General features: G+C 69.3%; 26 protein-coding genes and 1 riboswitch. Of the genes, 15 read left to right on the top strand and 11 right to left on the bottom strand.

What is annotated here, in order from left to right; all coding sequences use genetic code 11:
* Positions 1-18 precede the first annotated feature (18 nt).
* Positions 19-282, top strand: a complete 264-nt coding sequence (locus A9X00_RS15515) for a DUF2630 family protein (protein WP_067154895.1) — start codon at positions 19-21, stop codon at positions 280-282.
* Between the two features lie 2 nt (positions 283-284).
* Positions 285-1,868, top strand: a complete 1,584-nt coding sequence (locus A9X00_RS15510; protein WP_067154893.1) for an NAD(P)/FAD-dependent oxidoreductase — start codon at positions 285-287, stop codon at positions 1,866-1,868.
* Positions 1,869-1,910: 42 nt separating this feature from the next.
* Here A9X00_RS15510 and A9X00_RS15505 read toward each other — a convergent pair whose 3' ends face one another.
* Positions 1,911-3,206, bottom strand: coding sequence for a citrate synthase (locus A9X00_RS15505; RefSeq protein WP_067154890.1), 1,296 nt, complete (start codon positions 3,204-3,206; stop codon positions 1,911-1,913).
* 177 nt (positions 3,207-3,383) lie between these two features.
* A complete protein-coding gene (gene pdxH / locus A9X00_RS15500; protein ID WP_067154887.1) occupies positions 3,384-4,043 on the bottom strand; it encodes a pyridoxamine 5'-phosphate oxidase in 660 nt (219 codons plus the stop codon).
* Positions 4,044-4,115: 72 nt separating this feature from the next.
* Here pdxH and A9X00_RS15495 point away from each other — a divergent pair, with 72 nt between their 5' ends.
* Both A9X00_RS15495 and A9X00_RS15490 read left to right on the top strand, forming a co-directional pair.
* A complete protein-coding gene (locus A9X00_RS15495) occupies positions 4,116-5,237 on the top strand; it encodes a citrate synthase 2 (protein WP_067154884.1) in 1,122 nt (373 codons plus the stop codon).
* Between the two features lie 155 nt (positions 5,238-5,392).
* Positions 5,393-5,848 (top strand): VOC family protein, encoded by a 456-nt coding sequence (locus tag A9X00_RS15490; RefSeq protein ID WP_067154961.1) that lies wholly within the window; start codon positions 5,393-5,395, stop codon positions 5,846-5,848.
* Here A9X00_RS15490 and A9X00_RS15485 read toward each other — a convergent pair.
* A complete protein-coding gene (locus A9X00_RS15485; RefSeq protein WP_067154881.1) occupies positions 5,845-7,536 on the bottom strand; it encodes an FAD-dependent oxidoreductase in 1,692 nt (563 codons plus the stop codon). The genes A9X00_RS15490 and A9X00_RS15485 overlap by 4 nt on opposite strands.
* Before the next feature lie 19 nt (positions 7,537-7,555).
* Positions 7,556-8,581, bottom strand: coding sequence for a diiron oxygenase (locus tag A9X00_RS15480; RefSeq protein WP_067154878.1), 1,026 nt, complete (start codon positions 8,579-8,581; stop codon positions 7,556-7,558).
* Between the two features lie 207 nt (positions 8,582-8,788).
* Between A9X00_RS15480 and serC the strand changes: the two genes are divergently transcribed.
* Positions 8,789-9,907: a phosphoserine transaminase gene (serC, locus tag A9X00_RS15475; RefSeq protein ID WP_067154875.1), complete on the top strand. Its 1,119-nt coding sequence runs from the start codon at positions 8,789-8,791 to the stop codon at positions 9,905-9,907.
* A gap of 121 nt (positions 9,908-10,028) precedes the next feature.
* A complete protein-coding gene (gene sepH / locus A9X00_RS15470) occupies positions 10,029-10,784 on the top strand; it encodes a septation protein SepH (RefSeq protein WP_067154872.1) in 756 nt (251 codons plus the stop codon).
* 256 nt (positions 10,785-11,040) lie between these two features.
* Here the strand turns inward: sepH and A9X00_RS15465 are convergent, their stop codons facing one another.
* From A9X00_RS15465 to A9X00_RS15455, 3 genes are read right to left on the bottom strand one after another with little or no spacing between them, the layout of a single operon-like run.
* Positions 11,041-11,313 carry a DUF2537 domain-containing protein gene (locus tag A9X00_RS15465; RefSeq protein WP_067154958.1) on the bottom strand — a complete coding sequence of 91 codons (273 nt, stop codon included), beginning with the start codon at positions 11,311-11,313 and terminating at the stop codon, positions 11,041-11,043.
* A complete protein-coding gene (locus tag A9X00_RS15460; protein ID WP_067154869.1) occupies positions 11,310-12,134 on the bottom strand; it encodes an RNA methyltransferase in 825 nt (274 codons plus the stop codon). The genes A9X00_RS15465 and A9X00_RS15460 overlap by 4 nt, the downstream gene beginning before the upstream one ends.
* The gene (locus A9X00_RS15455) at positions 12,131-12,562 is read right to left on the bottom strand and encodes a MarR family transcriptional regulator (RefSeq protein WP_067154866.1); all 432 of its coding nucleotides are present in this window, start codon (positions 12,560-12,562) and stop codon (positions 12,131-12,133) included. Before A9X00_RS15455 ends, A9X00_RS15460 begins: the two co-directional genes overlap by 4 nt.
* 208 nt (positions 12,563-12,770) lie before the next feature.
* On the opposite strand from A9X00_RS15455, the gene A9X00_RS15450 reads away from it, so the two are divergent.
* Together A9X00_RS15450 and A9X00_RS15445 are read left to right on the top strand one after the other, a co-directional pair.
* The gene (locus A9X00_RS15450; protein ID WP_067154956.1) at positions 12,771-13,046 is read left to right on the top strand and encodes a DUF2530 domain-containing protein; all 276 of its coding nucleotides are present in this window, start codon (positions 12,771-12,773) and stop codon (positions 13,044-13,046) included.
* A 22-nt stretch (positions 13,047-13,068) separates the two neighbouring features.
* The gene (locus A9X00_RS15445; RefSeq protein ID WP_067154863.1) at positions 13,069-13,524 is read left to right on the top strand and encodes an SRPBCC family protein; all 456 of its coding nucleotides are present in this window, start codon (positions 13,069-13,071) and stop codon (positions 13,522-13,524) included.
* Here the strand turns inward: A9X00_RS15445 and A9X00_RS15440 are convergent.
* Positions 13,521-14,447: a DUF3027 domain-containing protein gene (locus tag A9X00_RS15440; RefSeq protein ID WP_067154860.1), complete on the bottom strand. Its 927-nt coding sequence runs from the start codon at positions 14,445-14,447 to the stop codon at positions 13,521-13,523. The two genes, A9X00_RS15445 and A9X00_RS15440, sit on opposite strands and share 4 nt — an antisense overlap.
* 131 nt (positions 14,448-14,578) lie before the next feature.
* Here A9X00_RS15440 and A9X00_RS15435 point away from each other — a divergent pair, with 131 nt between their 5' ends.
* Genes A9X00_RS15435 through A9X00_RS15425 form a run of 3 tightly spaced genes read left to right on the top strand, consistent with a single transcriptional unit; the run spans position 14,579 to position 17,065 of the window.
* Positions 14,579-16,243, top strand: coding sequence for an MFS transporter (locus A9X00_RS15435; protein ID WP_067154857.1), 1,665 nt, complete (start codon positions 14,579-14,581; stop codon positions 16,241-16,243).
* Positions 16,240-16,743 (top strand): DUF2771 domain-containing protein, encoded by a 504-nt coding sequence (locus A9X00_RS15430; protein ID WP_067154854.1) that lies wholly within the window; start codon positions 16,240-16,242, stop codon positions 16,741-16,743. Before A9X00_RS15435 ends, A9X00_RS15430 begins: the two co-directional genes overlap by 4 nt.
* Positions 16,744-16,762: 19 nt before the next feature.
* Entirely contained in the window at positions 16,763-17,065 is a 303-nt protein-coding gene (locus tag A9X00_RS15425) for a hypothetical protein (RefSeq protein ID WP_067154851.1), read from the top strand.
* 4 nt (positions 17,066-17,069) lie between these two features.
* On the opposite strand, the gene A9X00_RS15420 is transcribed toward A9X00_RS15425, so the two are convergent.
* The 3 genes from A9X00_RS15420 to A9X00_RS15410 form a co-directional block, all read right to left on the bottom strand.
* A complete protein-coding gene (locus A9X00_RS15420; RefSeq protein ID WP_067154848.1) occupies positions 17,070-18,074 on the bottom strand; it encodes a glutathione S-transferase family protein in 1,005 nt (334 codons plus the stop codon).
* Positions 18,075-18,106: 32 nt separating this feature from the next.
* Positions 18,107-20,068: an acyl-CoA dehydrogenase family protein gene (locus A9X00_RS15415; RefSeq protein WP_067154846.1), complete on the bottom strand. Its 1,962-nt coding sequence runs from the start codon at positions 20,066-20,068 to the stop codon at positions 18,107-18,109.
* A gap of 134 nt (positions 20,069-20,202) precedes the next feature.
* On the bottom strand, positions 20,203-20,613 hold the full coding sequence (locus A9X00_RS15410; RefSeq protein ID WP_067154843.1) for a cold-shock protein: 411 nt from the start codon (positions 20,611-20,613) through the stop codon (positions 20,203-20,205).
* A gap of 157 nt (positions 20,614-20,770) precedes the next feature.
* Between A9X00_RS15410 and A9X00_RS15405 the strand changes: the two genes are divergently transcribed.
* From A9X00_RS15405 to A9X00_RS15390, 4 genes are all read left to right on the top strand, one after another.
* A complete protein-coding gene (locus A9X00_RS15405) occupies positions 20,771-21,175 on the top strand; it encodes a YccF domain-containing protein (RefSeq protein WP_067154840.1) in 405 nt (134 codons plus the stop codon).
* On the top strand, positions 21,172-22,251 hold the full coding sequence (gene moaA, locus A9X00_RS15400) for a GTP 3',8-cyclase MoaA (protein ID WP_067154837.1): 1,080 nt from the start codon (positions 21,172-21,174) through the stop codon (positions 22,249-22,251). Before A9X00_RS15405 ends, moaA begins: the two co-directional genes overlap by 4 nt.
* Positions 22,244-22,534: a MoaD/ThiS family protein gene (locus A9X00_RS15395; RefSeq protein ID WP_067154834.1), complete on the top strand. Its 291-nt coding sequence runs from the start codon at positions 22,244-22,246 to the stop codon at positions 22,532-22,534. The genes moaA and A9X00_RS15395 overlap by 8 nt, the downstream gene beginning before the upstream one ends.
* 205 nt (positions 22,535-22,739) lie before the next feature.
* Positions 22,740-22,957: riboswitch (cyclic di-AMP (ydaO/yuaA leader) on the top strand.
* Positions 22,958-22,970: 13 nt separating this feature from the next.
* On the top strand, positions 22,971-23,460 hold a 490-nt coding region (locus tag A9X00_RS15390; RefSeq protein WP_197515181.1), incomplete at its 3' end, for a transglycosylase family protein.

The raw sequence follows: 23,460 nt of genomic DNA, 5'->3' as shown, positions 1-23,460 counted from the left end.
GTCGGGCACACTGGTCCCATGGCCAACGGCAACAAACCGACCGACAGCGAGACCCTGGCACACATCCGCGGGCTGGTCGCCGAGGAGAAGACCCTGCGGGCGCAGCTGCAGCACGGCGAGATCAGCACGGACGAGGAGCACGAACGCCTGCGCCGGCTCGAGGTCGAACTCGACCAGTGCTGGGACCTGCTGCGGCAGCGCCGGGCGTTGCGCGAAACCGGCGGTGACCCGCGCGAAGCGCAGGTGCGCCCGCCCGACGAGGTCGAGGGCTACCTGGGCTGAGCGTGTCCCCTTCGGAGGTCGACGTCGTCATCGTCGGCGGGGGCCACAACGGGCTGGTCGCGGCCGGCTACCTGGCCCGGGCCGGCCTTCGGGTGCGGCTGTTGGAACGGCTGGCGCAGGTCGGCGGGGCCGCGGTGTCCGTGCAGGCCTTCGACGGCGTCGACGTTCGGCTTTCGCGGTACTCGTATCTGGTCAGCCTGTTGCCGCCGCGCATCGTCGAGGACCTGGGGGTCGACGTGCGGTTGGCCGGCCGGCGATTCTCGTCCTACACCCCTGACCCCGCGAACGGCGGCCGCACCGGGCTGCTGATCGGGCGCCCCGGCCGGTTCGCCGCCATCGGCGCCGCCGAAGACGAGCCCCGCTTCGCGGCGTTCTACCGACGCTGCCGGCTGGTCACCGAGCGGCTCTGGCCGACGCTGCTCGAGCCGCTGTGCACCCGCGAGCAGGCCCGCCGGCACGTCACCGACACCGGCGACCCCGACGCGGCGGCCGCGTGGCGCGCCATGATCGACGAGCCGATCGGTCACGCCATTGCCGAGGCGGTCGGCAACGACCTGGTGCGCGGGGTGATCGCGACCGACGCGCTCATCGGCACCTTCGCCCGCCTCGACGACCCGTCGCTGCGCCAGAACGTCTGCTTCCTGTATCACGTGCTCGGCGGCGGTACCGGCGATTGGGACGTCCCCGTCGGCGGGATGGGCGCGTTGACGGCCGCCCTGACGGCGGCGGCCGCCGGCCGTGGCGCCGAAATACTTACCGGCGCCGAGGTTTTCGGGATCGAACCGGACGGCCTGGTGCGCTACCGCCGCGCCGACGACGAGCACGCGGTCCGGGGCCGGTTCGTTCTGGCCGGCGTGACACCGACCATCCTGGCGGGCCTGCTCGGCGAACGGCCCGCCGCGCCGGCCCAGGGCGCGCAGGTCAAGGTGAACATGGCGCTGCGGCGGCTACCCCGGTTGCGCGACGCCGCCGTCACACCCGAGGAGGCGTTCGCCGGGACGTTTCACGTCAACGAGGCGTGGACCCAACTGGGCGGCGCGTATGAGCGCGCGACCGGCGGCCTGATCCCGAATCCGCTGCCGTGCGAGGCGTATTGCCATTCGCTGACCGATCCCAGCATCTTGTCGGCCGCCCTGCGCGACTCGGGCGCGCACACGATGACAGTGTTCGGCCTGCACACCCCACACTCGCTGTTCGACGGCACCTATTCCGGCGCGCTGCGCGACCGGCTGACCGACGCGGTGCTGGAGTCGCTGAATTCCGTTCTGGCCGAACCGATTCAGGACGTCCTCATGTCCGACGCGCGGGGACGGCCCTGCATCGAGACGACGACCACCCTAGACCTACACCGCACGCTGGGCATGACCGCGGGCAACATCTTTCACGGTGGACTGTCGTGGCCATTCGCCGAGGACGACGACCCGCTGGACACCCCCGCGCGGCAATGGGGCGTCGCGACGGCCCACGAACGAATCATGTTGTGCGGCTCGGGCGCCCGCCGCGGCGGGGCGGTGTCGGGCATCGGCGGCCACAACGCCGCGATGGCCGTGCTGGCTTCCCTCGCGAGCAGTCGCAAAAGCCCCTGATTTCGCGCCGAAAAGGGGGCTTTTGCGTCTGGTGGCCGGAAACTAGCGGTCGTTGATGGTCGCGTAGTCGCGCTCGGTGTAGCCGGTGTAGATCTGGCGCGGGCGGCCGATCTTGCTGTCGCCCTCGTCGTGCATCTCGCGCCAGTGCGCGATCCAGCCGGGCAGCCGGCCCAACGCGAACAGCACGGTGAACATCCGGGTCGGGAACCCGAGGGCCCGGTAGATCAGGCCGGTGTAGAAGTCGACGTTGGGGTAGAGCTTGCGCTCGACGAAGTAGTCGTCGGTCAGCGCCGCCTCTTCGAGTTCCTTGGCGATGCTGAGCAGGTCGTCGTCGCCGCCGAGCTTGGACAGGATCTTGTCGGCCTGTTCCTTGACGATGCGCGCCCGGGGGTCGTAGTTCTTGTAGACGCGGTGGCCGAAGCCCATCAGCTTGACGCCGGCCTCGCGGTTCTTCACCTTGCGGACGAATTCGGTGACGTCGTCGTCGCTCTGGCGGATGTCTTCGAGCATCTCGAGCACCGCCTGGTTGGCGCCGCCGTGCAGCGGGCCCCACAGCGCGTTGATGCCGCCGGAGATGGAGGTGAACAGGTTGGCCCGTGACGAGCCCACCAGCCGGACCGTCGACGTCGAGCAGTTCTGCTCGTGGTCGGCGTGCAGGATGAACAGCATGTCCAGCGCCCGGACGATTTCCGGGTCGGCGTGATAGGGCTCCGCCGGCAGCCCGAACGTCATCCGCAGGAAGTTCTCCACCAGGGAAAGCGAGTTGTCCGGGTAAAGGAACGGTTGGCCGATCGACTTCTTGTAGGCGTACGCGGCGATCGTGGGAAGCTTTGCCAGCAGGCGGGTGGTGGACAGCTCGACCTGGCCGTTGTCCACGGGGTCCAGGGCATCGGGGTAGTACGAGCTCAGGGCGTTCACCACGCTCGACAGCACCGGCATGGGGTGGGCGTTGGGCGGGAAGCCGTCGAAGAAGCGCTTCAGGTCCTCGTGCAGCATGGTGTGCCGCTGGATCCGGTTGGTGAATTCGTCCAGCTGCTGCTTGTTCGGCAGCTCGCCGTAGATCAGCAGGTAGCTGACCTCGATGAAGGTCGACTTTTCGGCCAGCTGCTCGATCGGGTAGCCGCGGTAGCGCAGGATCCCGGCGTCGCCGTCGATGTAGGTGATGGAGCTCTTGCAAGAGGCGGTGTTGACGAAGCCGTTGTCGAACGTCGTGTAGCCGGTCTTGGACAACAGCGGGCCAAGCGCGATGCCGTCAGCTCCTTCGGTGGCGTGAACGACCTCCAGGTCGATGTCGCCCCCCGGGTACTTCAGAGTTGCGGTGTCGTCGGTGTCGGCCACGAGAACCCCTTTGCGCTCTGGCTGGTATGGCTGCCCTGACTAGGTGCTTACTGCTGAAGGTAGTCGTTGCGGCGGCGGCGCGCCTGCCCGGGGTCGAGTCCGCTGGTCGTGCGCCCGCCCGGCGGTTAAGCAGGGGTGAACTCGGGCTGTGACGGGCCTCATATTCCGCGTGGGCGTTCAGGGCTGCAGGCGCTCGACCCCCGCGCCGACGACGCGAATCCGGTTGTGCACCCGGTTTTCCCGTCCCTGCCAGAATTCGACCAGCTCGGGCGCGATGAGGTAGCCGCCCCAGTTGGGCGGAACCGGGACGCGCTCCGAGTCGGCGAAGCGCTGCGTCACCTCGTCGAGCTGCTCGAGCAGCGCCGCCCGCGAGGCGATCGGCCGCGATTGGTGCGACGCCCACGCGCCCAGTTGTGAGCCGCGCGGCCGCTGGGACCAGTAGTCCTGGGTGACCTGGGGGTCGACCTTGCTGACCGCCCCGCGAATGTGCACCTGCCGGCCCAGCAGGTACCAGGGGAAGGTGGCCGACGCGTAGGGCGTGGCCGCCAGCTCGAGGCCCTTGGCCGAGTCGTAATTGGTGAAAAAAGTGATTCCGGTCTCGTCCGCGCTCTTACACAACACCGATCGGCTGACGGGCCTGCCCTCGGCGACGGTGGCCAACACGAACGCGTTGGGCTCGGCCACCCCGGCGCGTTCGGCGTCGTCAATCCACTTGCGGAACAAGGCAAGCCAGCCGTCGGCCAGCCAATCCACATCCAGGTCCGGGCTACCGTCCTTTTCGACCGACCCGTACTCGACGCGCATCCTCTGCAGGTGTTCCTCCGCTGGTCCAGCCATTGCGCCCACGCTACCGGCGGTTGCTACCGGCCGGTAGCGTCCGCCCGCGGGTGGGGTGCGAGAATTTCTTCCATGACTGTTGTCCCCGAAAACTTTGTCCCCGGCCTGGAAGGCGTGGTGGCCTTCACCACCGAAATTGCCGAACCGGATAAAGACGGCGGCGCGCTGCGCTACCGCGGCGTCGACATCGAAGACCTGGTGACTCAGCAGGTCACGTTCGGCGACGTCTGGGCGCTTTTGGTCGACGGCAAGTTCGGCCACGGGCTGCCGCCCGCCGAGCCCTTCCCGCTGCCCATCCACACCGGCGACGTGCGGGTCGACGTGCAGGCCGGCCTGGCGATGCTGGCCCCCATCTGGGGCTACAAGCCCTTGCTCGACACCGACGACGCCACCGCCCGCGACCAGCTGGCCCGGGCGTCGGTGATGGCGCTGTCCTACGTCGCGCAGTCGGCGCGCGGCATCTATCAGCCGGCCGTTCCGCAGCGAGTAATCGACGAATGCCCCACCGTCACTGCGCGATTCATGACCCGATGGCAGGGCGAGCCGGACCCGCGGCACGTCGAGGCCATCGACGCCTATTGGGTGTCGGCGGCCGAGCACGGCATGAACGCCTCGACGTTCACCGCGCGGGTGATCGCCTCGACCGGAGCCGACGTCGCGGCGTCGCTGTCGGGGGCGATCGGGGCGATGAGCGGCCCGCTACACGGTGGCGCCCCGGCGCGGGTGCTGCCGATGCTCGAGGAGGTCGAGCGCACCGGCGACGCCCGCGGCCTGGTCAAGTCGATCCTCGATCGCGGCGACAAGCTGATGGGATTCGGCCACCGGGTCTACCGCGCCGAGGACCCGCGGGCGCGGGTGCTGCGGGCGGCCGCGGAGCGGCTCGGCGCCCCGCGCCACGAGGTCGCGGTCGCGCTGGAGCAGGCCGCGCTGGCCGAACTGCGGGAGCGGCGTCCGGACCGGGCCATCGAGACCAACGTCGAGTTCTGGGCCGCCGTCATCCTGGACTTCGCCCGGGTGCCGGCCAACATGATGCCGGCGATGTTCACCTGCGGACGCACCGCGGGCTGGTGCGCGCACATCCTCGAGCAGAAGCGGCTCGGCAAGCTGGTTCGCCCGTCGGCCATCTATGTGGGACCGGGCCCGCGCAGCCCCGAAGAAGTCGAGGGCTGGGACCGGGTTCTCACCCACGCCTGATCTTCGCGCGGGCGTCACGCTCGCGTCCGTTACTTGTCGGTGCCCGGCGGTTGAATGGTTCCGGCCGCGATGAATTTGGGTCGCGGGCCGAGTCAATAACCGTGAGCCGGCCCCCGCCTGGGCTGGCATCCGAGACCGACAACAAGGAGATCATCATGGCGATCAACATCGAACCGGCACTGTCCCCGCACCTCGTGGTCGACAACGCCGCCGCGGCGATCGACTTCTACGTCAAGGCCTTTGGCGCCGAGGAGCTGGGACGGGTGCCCCGTCCCGACGGCAAACTGGTCCACGCCGCGCTGCGCATCAACGGCTTTTTGGTGATGCTCAACGACGACTTCCCAGAGACCTGCGGCGGCAAGTCGATGACGCCCAAGTCCCTGGGCGGAACGCCGGTCACCATTCACCTGACGGTCACCGACGTCGACGCCAAGTTCCAGCGGGCGCTGGACGCCGGCGCCACCGTGGTGGCCCCGCTGGACGACCAGTTCTGGGGAGACCGCTACGGCGTGGTCGCCGACCCGTTCGGCCACCACTGGTCGCTGGGACAGCCGGTGCGCGAGGTCAGCCCCGAGGAGATCGCGGCCGCGATGGCCGGGCAGCCGGGCTAAGCGTCCCGCAGCCGGGCCAGCAGCCGGCGGCGCATCGGCGGCGCCGGTTGCGCGGCGGCCGCCGCGGCGAGCATGTCGGCGATGGCGGTGAACTTGTTGCGTGGCCGGCCGTCGCGGCCGCCGCGCTCGATCTCGGCCGCGTCGATCGCGCGCCACCCCGCGGAGTCGACGACGGCGGGCTGGCGCGCCCGCACGAGTTGGCCCAGCGCCTCCGGCTTGGCCACCGGGTCGGTGAGTCGGCCGGCGTTGAAATCGGCCACCAGGGCGTGCACGGTTTGGACCGAGCAGGACTTGTTGGTGCCGATGAACCCGGTCGGGCCGCGCTTGATCCAGCCCGCCACGTATGCGCCGGGCACCGGTCGGCCGGAGCCGGGTTCGACGACGCGACCGTCGTCGTTGGGTACGACGGCCGCGGATTCGTCGAACGGCAGATCGCGAATCGCCTTGCCGCGGTAGCCGATCGACGTCAGCACGAGCCCCGCGTCGAGGCGGTGCGCCTCGTCGGTGCCGGTGCCGGAGAATTCGACGCCGGTCGCCCGCCCCTCACCCAGCACGCGCTCGGGCGTCAGCTGATACGCGAGCCGGATTCGCGGGCGCGAGAGCGGCGCCGAACTGTCGCCCAGCTTGGTCAGGATCTCCAGCTTGCTCTTGGTCAGCGGATCCGAGGCGCTCGCCAGATCGCTCGCCACGCGCTGGTGGTCCGCGGCGTCGAGCACGACCTCGGACGTGCCGGTCAGCCCGATCAATTCGGGCAGGGTGAACGCCGAATGGGCGGGCCCGCGCCGGGCGGCGATCACCACTTCCCGCACCGCCGAGCGTCGAAGCGCTTCCAGCGCGTGGTCGGCGATGTCGGTGCGGGCGAGGTCCCCGGGATCCGCGGTCAGCACCCGCGCAACGTCGAGGGCGACATTGCCGTTGCCGATGATCACCGCGCGTTCGTGGCCGAGATCGACTGGCAGGCCGGTGAAGTCGGGATGCCCGTTGATCCACGCGACGAACTCGGTGGCGGTCCCGGTGCCCGGCAGGCCCATGCCGTCGATGGCCAGCCGGCGATCGTCGGGCGCGCCCACTGCGTACAGCACGGCGTGATGATGGGCCAACAGATCGGCGTGGCTGAGATGCTTGCCGACCTCGACGTTGAGGTAGAACCGGAAGTGGCGGTGGCGCGAGACGCGGTCGAAGAGCCGCGTGACCCTCTTGGTGTTCTGGTGGTCGGGCGCCACCCCGGCGCGCACCAATCCGTAGGGCGTGGGCAGCTTCTCGAAGACGTTGACCCGCACCCCATGCTGGGTGAGCAGTTCGTCGGCGGCATACATCGCCGCCGGCCCGGATCCCACGATGGCCACGGTCAACGGCCGGCGGCGCGCCCGCACCTCGGCGGCCGGGATCACCGGGGCCAGCTTCGACGTCGGCGGCAGCTTCACCCCGGCGGGCCGCTCGGGGTAGAAGGAGGCGTTGATCTCGACGAAGGGCAGCTGCTTTGGCTCCAGCCGGGTGTCCGGAGCGATCGCGCCGACCGGGCATGCGCTCACGCACGCACCGCAGTCCACGCAGGCCACCGGATCGATGTAGAGCATCTCGGCCGTGGAAAAGCCCGGCTCGTCCGGCGTGGGGTGAATGCAGTTCACCGGGCAGGCGAAGACACAGGACCCGTCGTTGCAGCACGACTGGGTAATAACGTGCGGCATGGATAAACCCCGTGCGGTGCTACGCGGCCGGCGCCGCGGCCAGATGCCGGCGCTGCGGCTCGCTGCGGTAGCGCGACGGCTTGCCGTTGATCTTGCAGAGCCGCCACATCAGCCGCGCGGAACGTGTTTCCATCAGACCGGTGTCGTAGGCCAGCATCCGGACGTCGGCGAACATGTCGCTCAACCACTTTCGCGATTCCGGTGACCGGAAGAAGAGTTCCTTCTTCACCTCGCGCGGGATGTCGAACTCCCGCCAGAACGCCTTGGGCGGCACCGTGATCGCCTGGCACAGCACCCGCATCGTCAACGGCAGGTACAACGCCGTCCAGAAGCGCTGCCGCGCGGTCAACTCCGGCAACCGCTTGCGCAGAAATTCGTGCGCGAACGAAATGTGCCGGGCCTCCTCGGCCACGTGAATGGCCATCACCCGCTCCATGATCGGGTGCAGCGACTTGCCTTCGCGCAGAACGTTTTTCTGCGTGTGGTCGATGGGCTCCTCCCCGGCCAGCACCCCGATGAAGAACGCCACCGGCAACGGGCCGGCGACCAGCGGAACCAGCGGCGAGAGCCACTTGAGCATCCGCGGCATGCCGGGAACGTCGGCGCCGACGCGGTTCACCATCTCCTGGAACATCATGGTGTGGTTGCACTCTTCGACCGACTCGTGCAGGCAATACCGGTACTCCGGCGACCCGTTGGGCACCCAGAAGGTGTAGTTCATCAGCCCGCGGATCAGGATCGACTCGAAGTGCAGGCCCACCTTGGCGACGTTGGCCTGCCGCCACATCCCGATCTTGATCTTGCGTTCCTCGGACTGGGCCTGATACCAGGGATGGCGGCCCAGCGGGTCGGTCAACGGCAGGATCCACCGGGGGTCGTTCTCGGTGACCGCGAATTCCGGTGAATCCCAGTCGATGTCGGTGTACGGGTTGAAGTTCCGCCGCACCGACCCCTCGGACAGTGTGGCAAGCATGTTCACGTACTCGGCGTCGTCGCGGACCTCCATGTTGCGCCGCCAACGCCGGACCATTCGCGTCCTGTCCATTCCAAGCCTCCCCGCCGAGGTTTACATTCGGACGTTCAATGTCAAAACAGTACCGCAGGTACCGGGTATTTTCTAGGGCGTCCGAACACTGTGGCCTGACCGGTGGTCACACGACCGGTGTGGCGTGGCTCACATCTCACGCGGGCGCCACCGGCTAGCTCGGCCCACGCCGTCGCCGTCCGCGGAGCGCTCACTAGGCTGGCGGGCATGGCTGACCAGCTCGAGATCCCCTCCGACATCAAACCCCGCGACGGCCGCTTCGGCTCCGGCCCCTCGAAGGTCCGGCCCGAACAACTGAAGGCGTTGACCACCACCGCGGCGCCGCTGTTCGGCACGTCGCACCGGCAGGCGCCCGTCAAGGATCTGGTGGGCCGGGTCCGGTCCGGGGTCAGGGAGCTGTTCTCGGTGCCGGACGGCTACGAGGTGATCCTGGGCAACGGCGGCGCGACGGCGTTCTGGGATGCCGCCGCCTTCGGGCTGATCGACAAGCGCTCGCTGCACCTGTCTTTCGGCGAGTTCAGCTCGAAGTTCGCCTCCTGCGTCGCCAAGAACCCGTTCGTCGGCGACCCGATCATCATCAAGTCGGACGCCGGCAGCGCCCCCGAGCCGCAGAGTGACCCGTCGGTCGATGCGATCGGCTGGGCGCACAACGAGACGTCGACCGGGGTCGCGGTACCGGTCCGCCGGCCCGCCGGCGCCGACGACGCGCTGGTCCTCATCGACGCGACGTCGGGCGCGGGCGGCCTGCCGGTCGACATCACCCAGACCGACGTCTACTACTTCTCGCCGCAGAAGAACTTCGCCAGCGACGGCGGGCTGTGGCTGGCCGTCATGAGCCCGGCCGCGCTGGCGCGGGTCGAGTCGATCGCCGCGTCCGGCCGCTGGGTTCCCGACTTCTTGTCGCTGCCCATCGCGGTGGAGAACAGCCTGAAGAACCAGACGTACAACACCCCGGCGATCGGCACCCTGGCGCTGATGGCCGAGCAGCTGGACTGGATGCTGGGCAACGGCGGGCTCGACTGGGCGGTCAAGCGGACGGCGGACTCGTCGCAGCGGCTGTACTCCTGGGCTGCGGAGCGGCCGTACACCACGCCGTTCGTCACCGATCCCGCGTTGCGCTCTCAGGTGGTAGGCACGATCGACTTCGACGACGACGTCGACGCCGCGGCCGTCGCCAAGACTTTGCGGGCCAACGGCATCGTCGACACCGAGCCCTACCGCAAGCTGGGCCGCAACCAGTTGCGGGTCGCGATGTTCCCCGCGGTCGACCCCGACGACGTCAGCGCGCTGACCCAGTGTGTCGACTGGGTGGTCGAGCGCCTTTAACCTCTCGGTCATCGGCCTGCAACCCGCCAGCGTGTCAGAGCGGGTTACCGGCGTTAGCTGCACTAGAGTGCGCACCTGACGGGTCCGTCGCGCAGCGGGACGGAGCCTGCGAGGAGAAGCCATGCGGGTACTCAAAGTGGTTGGTCTCGACGACGACGGCAAATACATCATCTGCGAGGGTGATGACCCCGCGGAGCGGTTCAAGCTGGCGGCCGACGACAGACTCCGCGCCGCCCTCCGCGGCGAGTCGCCACCACCCGAGCAGCCGGCGCTCGACATGCAAGTCACAAACATGCTGAGCCCCAAGGAAATTCAGGCCCGGATCCGTGCCGGCGCGTCCGTCGAGCAAGTGGCCGCCGCGTCCGGTTCGGATATCGCCCGGATCCGCCGGTTCGCGCACCCGGTCTTGCTGGAACGCGCCCGCGCCGCGGAGCTGGCAACGGCCGCGCACCCGATGCTCGCCGACGGGCCCGCGGTGCTGACCCTGCTGGAGACCATCAGCGCCGCACTGGTCGCGCGCGGCCTCGAACCCGACCGGCTCAGCTGGGACGCCTGGCGCAACGAGGACAGCCGCTGGACGGTGCAGCTCGCCTGGAAGGCCGGCCGCACCGACAACATCGCGCACTTCTGCTTCACGCCCGGCGCGCACGGCGGCACGGTCACCGCGATCGACGACGCGGCCAGCGAGCTGATCGACCCGAACTTCGAGCGCCCCCTGCGGCCGCTCGCGCGGGTGGCCCACCTCGAACGCGAAGAAGAGCCGAAGCCGGCGCCGCCCGCCCCGCCCGAACAGCCGGTGCACACCCGGCGCGGCAAGCCCGTCATCCCCGCCTGGGAAGACGTGCTGCTCGGGGTGCGCTCTGGGGGCCAGCGCTAGAACCGACCGCGTGACCGAACTCCATTCAGCGCTTTGACTGTGCGCTCAGGGCTTTCGGTGTGAACTGGCGGCGGGATATGCCCGATTTTTGCGCCCTGGGCTCACACACCAGGCCCACGATTCACACTCAACGCCCGAGCGGCCCGCTAGCCCGATGGCGGTGACCCGCGTCGCCCGGCTATGCCGCGCTCGCGATCACCGCTAGCCCGATGGCGGTGACCCGCGTCGCCCGGCTATGCCGCGCTCGCGATCACCGCTAGCCCGAAACGGTCAGCGCCAGCAGCGACACCCACGCGCCCGCCACACCCATGACCGCGCCGAGCACGAACCAGCGCAGCACCGGGGTGCGCCGCCAACCCCAGAGCGTCGGCGCCAACCCGCCCGCCGCCACCACGTTCAGGCCGACCGCCAACAGCGGGTGCACCCGGATCAGCCCCAGGCTCAGCACGACGATGGCGATACCGGTGACCGCGGCGACGAACGCGGACACCGTCAAACCCGTTGCCCAGGGAACGGACTCGTCGCTCACCACGCGAGCCTAGCCCGCTCGTAGAAGGCCAGGGCCGCCGCCGTCGCGACGTTGAGCGAGTCGGTACCCCGCGACATCGGGACGCGGACCCACACGTCGCTGAGCCGCAGGGTGGCCCTCGTCAGGCCCGGGCCCTCGGCGCCCACCACCACCGCGACGCGTTCGTCGACCACCGCGGCCATCGCCTCGGCCAGCGCGCAGGCCTCGCGCTGCGGGGTCATCGCCAGCAGCCGAAATCCGCTCTCTTTCAACAACATAAGGTCGTTGGGCCACTCGGAGGCTCGCGCATACGGCACCAGCAAGGCGTGGCCCATCGACACCCGCACGGCGCGACGGTACAGCGGGTCCGCGCAGCCGGCGCCGAACACCACCGCGTCCACACCGAGCCCCGCCGCGTTGCGGAAGATCGAGCCAAGGTTCTCGTGGTCGTTGACGCCCTCCAGCACCGCGACGGTGCGGGCGTTTTCGACAACCTCCACGACGCTGGGTTCCCGCACCCTGCGGGCGGCCGCGAGCACGCCGCGGTTCAGGTGGAAGCCGACCACCTTCGCCATCACCTCGGGTGAGGCCCGGTAGTACGGCGCTGCGGTGCCGGCCAAATCGTCCTCGAGTTCGGCCAGCCGGCGGTCGGTGCCCAGCAGGGCGTGCGGGGTGAATCGGGACGCCAGCATGCGCTGCACGACGAGCACGCCCTCGGCGATCACCAGCCCCTTGCCGGTCGGCAGATCGGGACGACGGTCGACGCTGTTCAGGTCGCGGAAATCGTCGAGGCGGGGGTCGTCGGGATCGGTGACGTCCTGAACGTCCAGGCCGTCGGTCACGGGCCTTCGTCGACGAGGGCCAACATCAAGTCGGCGGCCTCGCGCAGGGTGTCGCGCTGCTCGACGTCCAGCGTCGCCAGCCGCTTTGCCAGCCATTCCTGGCGGGCCCGACGGTTCGCCTTGACCAGCTCGGCACCGGACTCGGACACCGAGACGAGCACCTGCCGCCCGTCGACGGGATGCGGGGTGCGGTCGACCAGACCCATCTCGGCCAGCGAAGCGATCACCCGGGTCATCGACGGGGGTCGGACGCGTTCGCGAATCGCCAACGCGCCGGGCGTCATCGCGCCCTCGTTGGCTAGCGTGGCCAGCGCCGACAGCTGAGACAGCGACACCGGCGATGACGGGTTGCGGAACCGCAGTTGGCGGGCCAGCCGCATGACTGCCAGCGACAAGTCGCTCGCCAGCCGCGCATCGCTGTCAGGCATGGCGCGAGGGTACACGCAACGCGAGAAAGACGGGATACGAAACGGCCAACGACGGACTTTGGTCCTTTGCTCGCGCGGGTTCGTTTCGATCGCCCGCCTCCTCAGCACGCCGCCATGCGGCGTGCATCGTCACCGGGCTATGTTGATCGCCCGCCTCCTCAGCACGCCGCCATGCGGCGTGCATCGTCACCGGGCTATGTTGATCGCGATGACTGTCGAACCCGGCCAAGGCCCCGAGGCGCCACCGCTGCCGGCCTCACTGCTCGAGGTGTGGCCCGTCGTCGTCGTCGGCTTCGTGGGTTGGCTGATCGGCGCCGTCCTGGCATTCGTCGTGCCCGCCCTGCAGAGTTGGCGCCCGGTGACCCTGGGCGGGCTGGGTGTCGGGGTGATCGGCACCAGCATCTTCGTCTTGCAGCTAGCCGCCGCGCGTCGCGGCCCGACCGGCGCGCAGACCGGCCTCGAAACCTACCTCGACCGCAAGTAGATTCGCCGACCCGGGAGGAGCAATGGTCGCACCGCTACTGCAAGCCCAAATCGACATCGACGCACCGGCCTCGAAGGTATGGGCGCTGATATCCGACTTCCGCCGCATGCCGCAGTGGAGCCCGCAGTGTCGCATGATGAGACCCTTCGGCCCACTGCGACCGGGCACCCGCACCATCAACCTCAACCGCCGCGACCGCATTTTCTGGCCCACCACGAGCACGGTGGTCGAGGTCATCCCCGAGAAGAAGCTGGCGTTCCGGGTCAATACCAACCACACCGTGTGGACCTACGAACTCGAGCCCAACGGTCAGGGCACGCGGGTGACCGAAAGCCGCCACGCCGAGAACGGCGTCACCGCCGTTTCGAACCTGTCGGTGAAGGCGATCTTCGGCGGGAATGAGATCTTCGAGCGCGAGTTGCTCGAGGGAATGAACACCTCGCTGGCGAGGATCAAAGCCGCCGCCGAGACGGGCTAGTCCCCGGGTTCGGTCGCCTCGGGCGCAGGCTCCGGCGCTTCTTGCGAAGGCTCGGGCGCCTCCGCTGCTTCGGGTGCTTCCGGCGGAGAGTCCGGCACGTCCGGCGGCGACTCCACCGCCTCGGCCTGGGGCGGCGGCGGGTTCTCGGCAACGTCGAGCACACCGTCGTCGTAGGGGTCGTACATGGGCGAGCCGGTGCCGGCCGGGGCCGGGGTGTCCGAATGGGCGCCGCAGCCGTACTGCTTGTCGACGATGTGCCCGTCCGCGGACAGCTCGTTGCCGCATACCCCGAACATCGCGCCGAGCGCTCCGGCCAGCGGCAGGAAAAAGCCGCAATCACGGCACACCCGCTTCGTGGAACGCGCCATCGCCGAATCGGGACCGTAGTCGCCGGTGTGCCATCGCTCGGCCGCCTCGGCGCGGCCCACCGGGCCCATCACCCAGCGGCGGCCCAACCCGACCTCGGCGGCGGTCTCGTCGACTTGCGGGTCACCGCTGGCGGCGTAGCCCGGGACCAGCCGAGGGTCGTCCACCGCGGGCGCCAGCAGGTCGCCGGGGCCCAGATCGCCCGGTCGCACCCGCTCCTCCCAGGGCACCCATTCCGGGGCCAGCAACGCCGTCGGGCCGGGGATCAGCACGACTTCGCTGATCGTGGCGTGGTCCGCGCCGCGGTAGGCGGCCACGACGGCCGCCCACTGCCAGCCCTGGTAGCCCGGCAAATGCGCCAGGAATCGGTGGGTCGCGGCGTTCGGGTCCTCGTAGCTGACGCCCAGGTAGTCCCCGACGGCCTCCGGGCCGGCGAACTCCTCGACGGCGGCCCTGGCCTGCTCGGCCGCGCCGGTGAGCAGCGCGGCCAACTCGTCGGGCCACTCGGCCACGGCCGTGGCGGCGGGTTCCACTGACTCTTCAGTGGGTCCGGTCACGCTGCCCCCTCTCTAGTGGCGATCGGACTACGGTGCGTCTCCATACTAGGTTGGCGAGCCACGCCCTGTTGCCTGCCGGTATAGGACAGAATTGAGTCGTGTCTGGACGCCGGCGTGATGCTCGGGGCCGGGTGGCCTCTAACCCGGGCCCCCGGCCCCGGCCGAACGCCAAGGGTTCGGCCAACCAGCATCCGGGGATGGCCAACTACCCGGCCGACGATTCCGACTATCGCCGGTCGCGACGTCCGCCGCCGATGCCGAGCGCGAACCGGTATCTGCCACCGCTGGGCGAGGAGTCCGAGCCGGACCGCAGCAGCGGCCCGACCCCCCGCGGGTCCACCGCCAGCGAACGCATCACGGTCACCCGCGCGGCAGCGATGCGCAGCCGCGAAATGGGCTCCCGCATGTACTCGATGGTGCAGCGGGCCGCCACCGCCGACGGCGCCGACAAGTCGGGCCTGACCGCGCTGACGTGGCCGGTGGTCGCCAACTTCGCGGTCGACTCGGCGATGGCCGTCGCGTTGGCCAACACCCTGTTCTTCGCCGCGGCCAGCGGGGAGGGCAAGTCCAAAGTGGCTCTGTACCTGTTGATTACGATCGCGCCGTTCGCGGTGATCGCGCCGCTGATCGGCCCGGCGCTGGACCGCCTGCAGCACGGTCGGCGCGTGGCGCTGGCGCTGTCGTTCGCGCTGCGCACCTTGCTGGCGGTGCTGCTGATCATGAACTACGACGGCGCGACGGGCAGCTTCCCGTCGATGGTGCTCTATCCGTGCGCGCTGGCGATGATGGTGCTGTCCAAGTCGTTCAGCGTGCTGCGCAGCGCGGTGACACCGCGGGTGATGCCGCCGTCCATCGACCTGGTGCGCGTCAATTCCCGGCTGACGGTGTTCGGGCTCCTCGGCGGCACCATCGCCGGCGGTGCGATCGCGGGGGGCGTCGAGTTCGTCTGCACCCATCTGTTCAAGCTCCCCGGCGCGTTGTTCGTCGTCGTCGCCGTCACGATCGCGGGCGCCTTCCTGTCGATGCGCATCCCGCGCTGGGTCGAGGTGACCGCGGGTGAAGTCCCGGCCACCCTGAGCTACCGACGCGACCCTGACCAACGGAGGCGATGGCCCGACGAGGTCAAAAGGGTCGGGGGAACGCTTCGACAACCGTTGGGCCGCAACATCATCACCTCGCTCTGGGGCAACTGCACCATCAAGGTGATGGTCGGCTTCCTGTTCCTGTACCCGGCGTTCGTCGCCAAGGCGCATCAGGCCAACGGGTGGGCCCAACTGGCCATGCTGGGCATGATCGGGGCCGCGGCGGCGATCGGGAACTTCGCCGGAAACTTCACCAGCGCGCGCCTGCAGCTGGGCAGGCCCGCCGTGCTGGTGGTGCGCTGCGCGGTGGCGGTGTGCGCCGTCGCCCTGGCGGCCGCGGTGGCGGGCACCCTGATGGTGACGGTGATCGCCACCCTGATCACCTCGGGCTCCAGCGCGATCGCGAAGGCCTCGCTCGACGCCTCGCTGCAACACGATCTGCCCGAGGAGTCGCGGGCGTCGGGATTCGGGCGATCGGAATCGACCCTGCAGCTGGCCTGGGTGTTGGGCGGGGCACTGGGCGTCCTGGTGTACACGGAGTTGTGGGTCGGCTTCACCGCCGTCAGCGCCCTGCTAATCCTCGGCCTGGCCCAGACCCTGGTCAGCTTCCGCGGCGACTCGTTGATCCCCGGCCTCGGGGGCAACCGACCCGTCATGGTCGAGCAGGAGGGGACGCGCCGCGGCGCCGCGAGGCCGGCGGTGGTGCCGGAGTGAAACGCAGCGTGGTCGCGCTCGTCGCGGCCGTGGTGGTGCTGGCGTGCGTCGGCGTGGGGCTCGGAACGTGGATGCTGGTGCGCCGCACCGGCCCGCAGCAACCCGAGATCAGCGCCTACTCACACGGGCACCTGATTCGAGTGGGGCCGTACCTGTACTGCGACGTGCTCAACCTCAACGACTGCCAGACGCCGCAGACCCAGGGCGAGCTGCCGCTCAACGAGCATTACCCGGTACAACTTTCGGTTCCCGACGCCATCGCGCGGGCACCCTGGCGGCTGCTGCAGGTGTACGAGGATCCCGCCAACACGACCGCGACCATGTTCCGACCGGGCTCGCGTCTCGCGGTCACCATTCCCGCGGTGGACCCGCAGCGCGGCAAGCTGACCGGGATCGTCGTGCAATTGCTGACGTTGGTCGTCGACGAAGGCCAAGCCAACGACATCACCGCCGTTCGCGCCGTCCCGCACGCGGAATGGTCGGTGCGGCTGACCTCCTGACGTCCCGCCGAAGGCCAAAATGAAACCACCGCACAACGATTCGATCTGGCCCGACGACACCCGTCGCGCGGCGGTGACACTCGCGCTGGCCGCGGCGACGACCGGCGACATGCAGTTTCAGGACATGATCGACTCGATCAAGGACGCCCTGGACAGCGGCCGCTCCCTGCAGTTCGTGGTCGAGCTGATCCGCCTGCTGCCCGCCGCGTTGAACGAGGAATTCAACCAACCCGAAATCGCCTCGGCCTTCCGGCAGATGGCGGCGGAAGCCCAGGCGTACGAAGACGATATGCGGGCGCGCAGCGAGTGGAGAAACGAGTAGCCGGTTACGCGCTGTGACCGGCCGGCACCCGCTCGCCCTCGACCGGCGGCCCCGGAGGAGTTCCGTCCCCGAAAGGCCTGCCGCCCAAGGTTTCCCGGCTGTGCGGGGCAAGCCAGCCGGCCAGGTCCGGTCCCTTGGGCACGATGCGCGTCGGGTTGATGTCGGCGTGCACGATGTAGTAGTGCTGCTTGATCTGGACGAAGTCGACGGTGTCGCCGAAGCCCGGCGTCTGGAAAAGGTCGCGCGCGTAGGCCCACAGGACCGGCATTTCCGACAGCTTCGACCGATTGCACTTGAAGTGCCCGTGGTAGACGGGGTCGAAGCGGGCCAGCGTAGTGAACAGCCGGACGTCGGCCTCGGTGATGGTGTCGCCCACCAGGTATCGCTGGTTCGCCAGGCGGTCGGCGACCCAATCCAGCGCGGTGAACAGCCGGTCGTAGGCCGCTTCGTAGGCCTCCTGCGACCCGGCGAAGCCGCACCGATAGACACCGTTGTTGATCTCGGTGTAGATCCGCTTGCTGACCTCGTCGATCTCGGCGCGCAGCGGCTCCGGGTACAGCTGCGGCGCGCCGTCACGGTGGTAGGCCGTCCATTCGGTGGACAGATCCAGCGTCATCTGCGCGAAGTCGTTGGTGACCACCGCGCCGGTCGGCACGTCGACGATCGCCGGGACCGTGATGCCTTTGGGGTAGTCGGGAAACCGTTTGAAGTAGGCGTCCTGCAGCCGCGGAATCTTCAACACCGGGTCGACGCCGCCCGGGTCCAGGTCGAAGGTCCAGCTGCGCTCGTCGTGGGTGGGGCCGCAAAACCCAATGGAGAGAGCGCCTTCCAGGCCCAGCAGCCGCCGGACGATGATCGCCCGGTTGGCCCACGGGCACGCCCGGGCCACGATGAGCCGGTACCGGCCCGGCTCTACGGGGTAGCCGTCGCGTCCGTCGGCGGTGATGCGGGTTTCGATGTAGTTGGTGTCGCGGGTGAATTCGCCCGCAGGGGCGACGTAAGAGGCCATGACGACAATTCTGCCCCTTCGCCCGGCGTCAACTAATCGGCGATTCCACCCATCGCGTCGGCCTTCGCGCCCGGTAAAAACCGGCGGGCCAGGTTGGCCTCGGTCGATTCGGCGGGCTCCCAATGCGCGATCCACGGTCCGGTGCCCTCGGACTGATCGACGATCCCGTCCTCGAGCCAGGTGTAGCGGCCTTCCAGCACGTCGTGGGTCAGCCGCACGTCGCTGCTGTCGGTGTTGGTCCACAACGCCTGGAACAGGGCCTCGACCCGCAGGGTGGCTTGCTGGCAGAACGTGTCGGCCAGCTCGTACGCCTGCCGGCCGACGGCCGGGTCCGCCGCCCGCTGGCCCTCGGCGCGCACGCATGCCGCGGACATCGCGAACAGCTCGGCGCCGATGTCGACGACGCGCCCGAGGAAGCCCTGCCGCTGCTCGAGCTTGGCCTGCCAGCGCGCCATCCCGTAGAAGGTGTTGCGGGCCAGCTTGCGGGTGGAGCGTTCGACGAACCGCAGGTGGGATGCCAGCGGGCCGAACTCGGCGAATGCCCTGGGCCGCTGCCCTTCCCCGAACACCAACTGCGGCAACCACTTTGCGTAAAATCCGCTCGCGCCCACGGCCGCCGCGGCCTTCTGCCGCAAACCCGTGTCGGGCTTGGCGAGGTCGCCGGCCGCGGTCAGGTGGGCGTCGACCGCCTCGCGCGCGATGAGCAGCCGCATGATCTCGCTGGATCCCTCGAAGATGCGGTTGATCCGCAGGTCGCGCACCACCTGCTCGGCCGGCACCGCGCGCTCGCCGCGGGCGGCCAGCGACTCGGCGGTCTCGTAGCCGCGGCCGCCGCGGATCTGCAGGAGCTCGTCGGCGATCAGGCAGGCCATCTCGCTGGACCACAACTTGGCCAGCGCCGCCTCGATCCTGATGTCGTTGCGGCCCTCGTCGGCCATCTGGGCGGACAGCTCGAGCACGGCGTCCAGGGCGTAGGTGGTGGCGGCGATGAACGAGATCTTGCTCGCGACCGCTTCGTGTTTGGCAAGCGGCTTGCCCCACTGCACGCGCTCCCCCGACCATTCGCGGGCGATCTTCAGCGCCCACTTCGACGATCCGGTTGCGCTCGCCGGAATCGACAGGCGCCCGGCGTTGAGCGTGGTCAGCGCGATCTTCAGGCCGTCGCCTTCCCGGCCGACCAGGTTTTCGGCGGGCGCCCGCACCCGGTGCAGCCGGGTGACGCCGTTCTCGATGCCGCGCAGCCCCATGAATTTGTTGCGCCGCTCCACGGTGATCCCGGGCGAATCGGCCTCGACGACGAAGGCGCTGATGCCGCCGCGGTGCCCCTCGCTCTTGGGCACTCGGGCCATGATCACCAGCAGTTCGGCGACCACGCCGTTGGTGGTCCACAACTTCACGCCCTCGAGTTCGTACGCCTTGCCGTCCTCGATCGGTGTCGCCGTCGACGCCAGGCGCGCCGGGTCCGAGCCCACGTCCGGCTCGGTCAGCAGGAACGCCGAGATGGCGCCAGCGGCGCAGCGCGGCAAGAACTTTCGCTTTTGTTCGGGCGTCCCGGCGAGTTTGAGCGGCTCGGGCACCCCGATTGACTGGTGGGCCGATATTAGGGCGCCGAGGCTGGGATGAACCGACGAGATCATCACCAGCGCCCGGTTGTAGGCCACTTGCGACATGCCCAGGCCACCGTATTCGGTGGATATCTTCATGCCGAAGCAGCCCAGTTCGGCCAGGCCCTTCACGTATTCGTCGGGGATCTGCGAGTCGCGCTCGATGACGCTGCCGTCGACGGTGTCGAGGAACTCGCGCACCTTGCCGAGGAAGGCGCTGGTGCGCGCCTCGTCGGCGTCGGAGGGCTTGGGGAACGGGTGGATGAGCTCTAGCGGGAAGTGGCCCAGGAAGAGCTCCTTGGCGAATGACGGTTTGTCCCAACCGCTTTCGCGGGATTCCTCGGCCAGGGCCCTCGCTTGTTCCTCGGTGACCTGAGCTTGCTGTGCCATCGCCGCCTCCTCGCTAACGACTCACATCGAGGTCATGGGTACCCGCCGGCGGGCGGAATATTACGACCTACGAATGTCGAAGTTACCACCGAGTAGCTTGGCGGCACACCGGTTCGTCGCGAGTGGCCGGCAGGTTAGGAGTCGAGCTCCCGGGCCACCGCCTTGACCACCTCGGAAACCCGGCGGGCGGTCTTGCGGTCCGGGTACTTCCCCTTGCGCAGCTCGGGCTGCACGGCGCTTTCCAGCAGGGTGATCATGTCCTCGACCATGCCGTGCAGCTCGTCGGGGCTGTGCTTGTGCTCGACCGGCGCCGCCTCGCGGCGCGTCTTGGCAAGGCTGGGCGGCGGATCGATCAGCTTGAGGCTCAACGCCTGCGGGCCGCGGCGGCCGGAGGCGACGCCGAACTCCACGCGCTGCCCGGACTTGAGCCCCTCGACCCCTTCGGGCAACGCCGACGAGCGGACGTAGACGTCCTCGCCGTCCTCCTGCGACAGGAACCCAAACCCCTTTTCGGCGTCGTACCACTTAACCTTGCCGGTCGGCACTGGTCTCACCTGCTTGTCTGACGGAACACTAGGATGGGCAACGCAAGAAGCGCCCCGCCTGCGCAGGACGCGAATTTTGATCCTACTCGGATGCCCGCCTGACGAGCACCCCCGTTACCCCCCACTCGGTAGTCTGGGCGTTACCGCAGGAGGAGAGATGCGCCTGATCCTGAACATCGTGTGGCTGGTATTCGGTGGCCTGTGGTTGGCCGCCGGCTATCTGGTGGCGGCGTTCGTCAGTTTCCTGCTCATCGTCACCATTCCGTTCGGCTTCGCGTCGTTGCGCATCGCGTCCTACGCGTTGTGGCCGTTCGGCCGCACCATCGTGGACAAGCCGACCGCCGGGACCGGCGCCCTGATCGGAAATGTCATCTGGGTGCTGCTGTTTGGGTTGTGGCTGGCGATCGGTCATCTGGTGAGCGCGGCGGCGATGGCGGTCACGATCGTCGGCATTCCGCTGGCGCTGGCCAACCTCAAGCTGATCCCGGTGTCGTTGATGCCGTTGGGCAAGGAGATCGTTCCCGTCAACTCGCCGACCCGGTTCGCAGCGGTGCCCGCATGACGCTGACCGCATTGGGGTTACCGACGGTGCGAGGCCGCGACACGGGCCCCGTCGCTCGGAACGTTCCCGGCAGCGGCCCGCTGCTGGACACCTACGGACGCGCCGCCACCGATCTGCGGGTGTCGCTGACCGATCGGTGCAATCTGCGGTGCAGCTACTGCATGCCGGCCGAGGGCCTGGACTGGCTGCCCGGCGAGCAATTGCTGAGCCCCGACGAGCTGGCCCGCCTGATGCACATCGCCGTCACCCGGCTGGGCATCACCAGCGTGCGGTTCACCGGTGGGGAGCCGTTGTTGTCCCGCCACCTCGAAGAGGTGATCGCCGCGGCGGCCGCGCTGCGGCCCCGCCCCGAGATCTCGCTGACCACCAACGGTGTGGGGCTGGCGCGGCGGGCGGCCGCCCTCGCCGCGGCGGGCCTGGATCGGGTCAACGTGTCGATGGACAGCGTGGACCGCGCCCACTTCGCGGCCATCACCCGCCGGGACCGGCTCGCCGACGTGCTGGACGGCCTGGCGGCCGCCAAAGCGGCCGGCCTGACCCCGGTCAAGGTCAACGCCGTGCTCGACCCCGCGACCGGGCGTGAGGACATCGTCGGCCTGTTGCGGTTCTGCCTCGAGCACGGCTATCAGTTGCGGGTCATCGAGCAGATGCCGTTGGATGCCGGGCATCAGTGGCGCCGCGGCGCGGCGCTGACGGCGGACGACGTGTTGGCGGTGCTGCGCCCGCACTTCCGGCTGCGCCCGGACCCGGCGCCGCGCGGTTCGGCACCGGCGGAGCTCTGGCTGGTCGACACGGGCCCGAACACGCCGAGCGCGAAGTTCGGTGTCATCGCGTCCGTGTCGCACGCCTTCTGCTCGACCTGCGATCGCACCCGGCTCACGGCCGACGGCCAGATCCGCAGCTGCCTGTTCTCGGCCGACGAGACCGACCTTCGGGGCCTGCTGCGCGGCGGGGCCGGCGACGACGCGATCGAGGCGGCGTGGCGCGCGGCGATGTGGGCCAAGCCCGCCGGCCACGGCATCAACGATCCGGACTTCATCCAGCCCGCCCGCCCGATGAGCGCGATCGGTGGCTAGCCCCGCGAGCCAGTCCGCGGCCGGCGCGGAGGGAATCCAGGTGACGGTCCGCTACTTCGCCGCCGCGCGCGCCGCGGCGGGCGCCGAATCGGAAACCCTGGTGGTGCGCCCGGGCACCACGGTCGCCGAATTGATCGAGCGGCTCGCCGTCCGCGGATCGCGCCTGGCGACCGTGTTGAGCCGATGCTCCTACCTGTGCGACGGCATCGCCGTTCGCGACGAAACCACCCCGTTACAGACCGGTGACACGATCGACGTTCTGCCGCCCTTCGCCGGCGGATGAAACTGTGAGATACCTCACGTAACGGAACGATAACGGCGAAATCACGCTCCGGTATCGGGCGTATTGACCAGCGGAAATCCCTAGCGTTCCTGGGCTTTTCGCGGATGGCCGTGAGGGAAACGCCGGGTTTCACAAGACGTGACGAGACGAACAGAACGCGCTAGCGTCACCGACGGTTCGTCAATCTACCGAACGGCGTTCCTCCCCTCCTATCGCGCCGAGCTCCATCCAATAGGCGGGGATCACCAAGCCAAAGCGGATGGAGGCGGGGGACCCACCGGTCCACCGTGATCGGATCGGAGCCGCTTGCGGCTCCTAGGGGTGAAGCCGACGCCGGCTCCCATGCGGAGTGCGGCGACGGCCGGGTGGCCTCTCCAACCCGAACCCGACAGCTGACCTCGTAGGCGCGTCACGAGAGAGGAATATTCCGGCGCGTATGAGTGGACGTCACCGTAAGCCCACAACATCTAGCATCAGCGTCGCCAAAATCGCCTTCACCGGGGCGGTAATTGGTGGCGGCAGCATCGCCATGGCCGGCCAGGCCGCTGCGGCCACCGACGGCGAATGGGACCAGGTAGCCCGCTGCGAGTCGGGCGGCAACTGGGGAATCAACACCGGCAACGGCTACCACGGCGGTGTGCAGTTCAGCTCCAGCACCTGGGCCGCGCACGGCGGCGGCGAATTCGCCCCGTCGGCCGAGATGGCAACCAAGGAGCAGCAGATCGCGGTCGCCGAGCGGGTGCTCGCGACTCAGGGTCGCGGCGCCTGGCCGGTCTGCGGCGGTCCGCTGTCGGGCCCCACTCCGCGCCAGGTTCCCGCCCCCGTGCCGGCGGGCATGGACAACCCCCTGGACGCACCCGGCCTCAACGGCTTGCCTCCGCTGGCGCCACCGCCCGCGGACGCCCCCCCGCCGGATGCGCCTCCAC

This window comes from Mycobacterium sp. 1245805.9, assembly GCF_001672915.1.
Classification (GTDB): Bacteria; Actinomycetota; Actinomycetes; order Mycobacteriales; family Mycobacteriaceae; genus Mycobacterium.
The sequence above is the reverse complement of the archived record's forward strand: the minus strand, read 5'-3'. Positions and strand labels throughout refer to the sequence as shown.

Excerpts from the sequence above, each read along its gene's own strand:
- A9X00_RS15485 (WP_067154881.1), bottom strand. The coding sequence starts at position 7,536 with ATGCCGCACGTTATTACCCAGTCGTGCTGCAACGACGGGTCCTGTGTC.
- sepH (WP_067154872.1), top strand. The coding sequence starts at position 10,029 with ATGCGGGTACTCAAAGTGGTTGGTCTCGACGACGACGGCAAATACATC.
- A9X00_RS15480 (WP_067154878.1), bottom strand. The coding sequence starts at position 8,581 with ATGGACAGGACGCGAATGGTCCGGCGTTGGCGGCGCAACATGGAGGTC.
- serC (WP_067154875.1), top strand. The coding sequence starts at position 8,789 with ATGGCTGACCAGCTCGAGATCCCCTCCGACATCAAACCCCGCGACGGC.
- A9X00_RS15405 (WP_067154840.1), top strand. The coding sequence starts at position 20,771 with ATGCGCCTGATCCTGAACATCGTGTGGCTGGTATTCGGTGGCCTGTGG.
- A9X00_RS15455 (WP_067154866.1), bottom strand. The coding sequence starts at position 12,562 with ATGCCTGACAGCGATGCGCGGCTGGCGAGCGACTTGTCGCTGGCAGTC.
- A9X00_RS15425 (WP_067154851.1), top strand. The coding sequence starts at position 16,763 with ATGAAACCACCGCACAACGATTCGATCTGGCCCGACGACACCCGTCGC.
- A9X00_RS15445 (WP_067154863.1), top strand. The coding sequence starts at position 13,069 with ATGGTCGCACCGCTACTGCAAGCCCAAATCGACATCGACGCACCGGCC.
- A9X00_RS15450 (WP_067154956.1), top strand. The coding sequence starts at position 12,771 with ATGACTGTCGAACCCGGCCAAGGCCCCGAGGCGCCACCGCTGCCGGCC.
- A9X00_RS15515 (WP_067154895.1), top strand. The coding sequence starts at position 19 with ATGGCCAACGGCAACAAACCGACCGACAGCGAGACCCTGGCACACATC.
- pdxH (WP_067154887.1), bottom strand. The coding sequence starts at position 4,043 with ATGGCTGGACCAGCGGAGGAACACCTGCAGAGGATGCGCGTCGAGTAC.
- A9X00_RS15490 (WP_067154961.1), top strand. The coding sequence starts at position 5,393 with ATGGCGATCAACATCGAACCGGCACTGTCCCCGCACCTCGTGGTCGAC.
- A9X00_RS15420 (WP_067154848.1), bottom strand. The coding sequence starts at position 18,074 with ATGGCCTCTTACGTCGCCCCTGCGGGCGAATTCACCCGCGACACCAAC.
- moaA (WP_067154837.1), top strand. The coding sequence starts at position 21,172 with ATGACGCTGACCGCATTGGGGTTACCGACGGTGCGAGGCCGCGACACG.
- A9X00_RS15415 (WP_067154846.1), bottom strand. The coding sequence starts at position 20,068 with ATGGCACAGCAAGCTCAGGTCACCGAGGAACAAGCGAGGGCCCTGGCC.
- A9X00_RS15495 (WP_067154884.1), top strand. The coding sequence starts at position 4,116 with ATGACTGTTGTCCCCGAAAACTTTGTCCCCGGCCTGGAAGGCGTGGTG.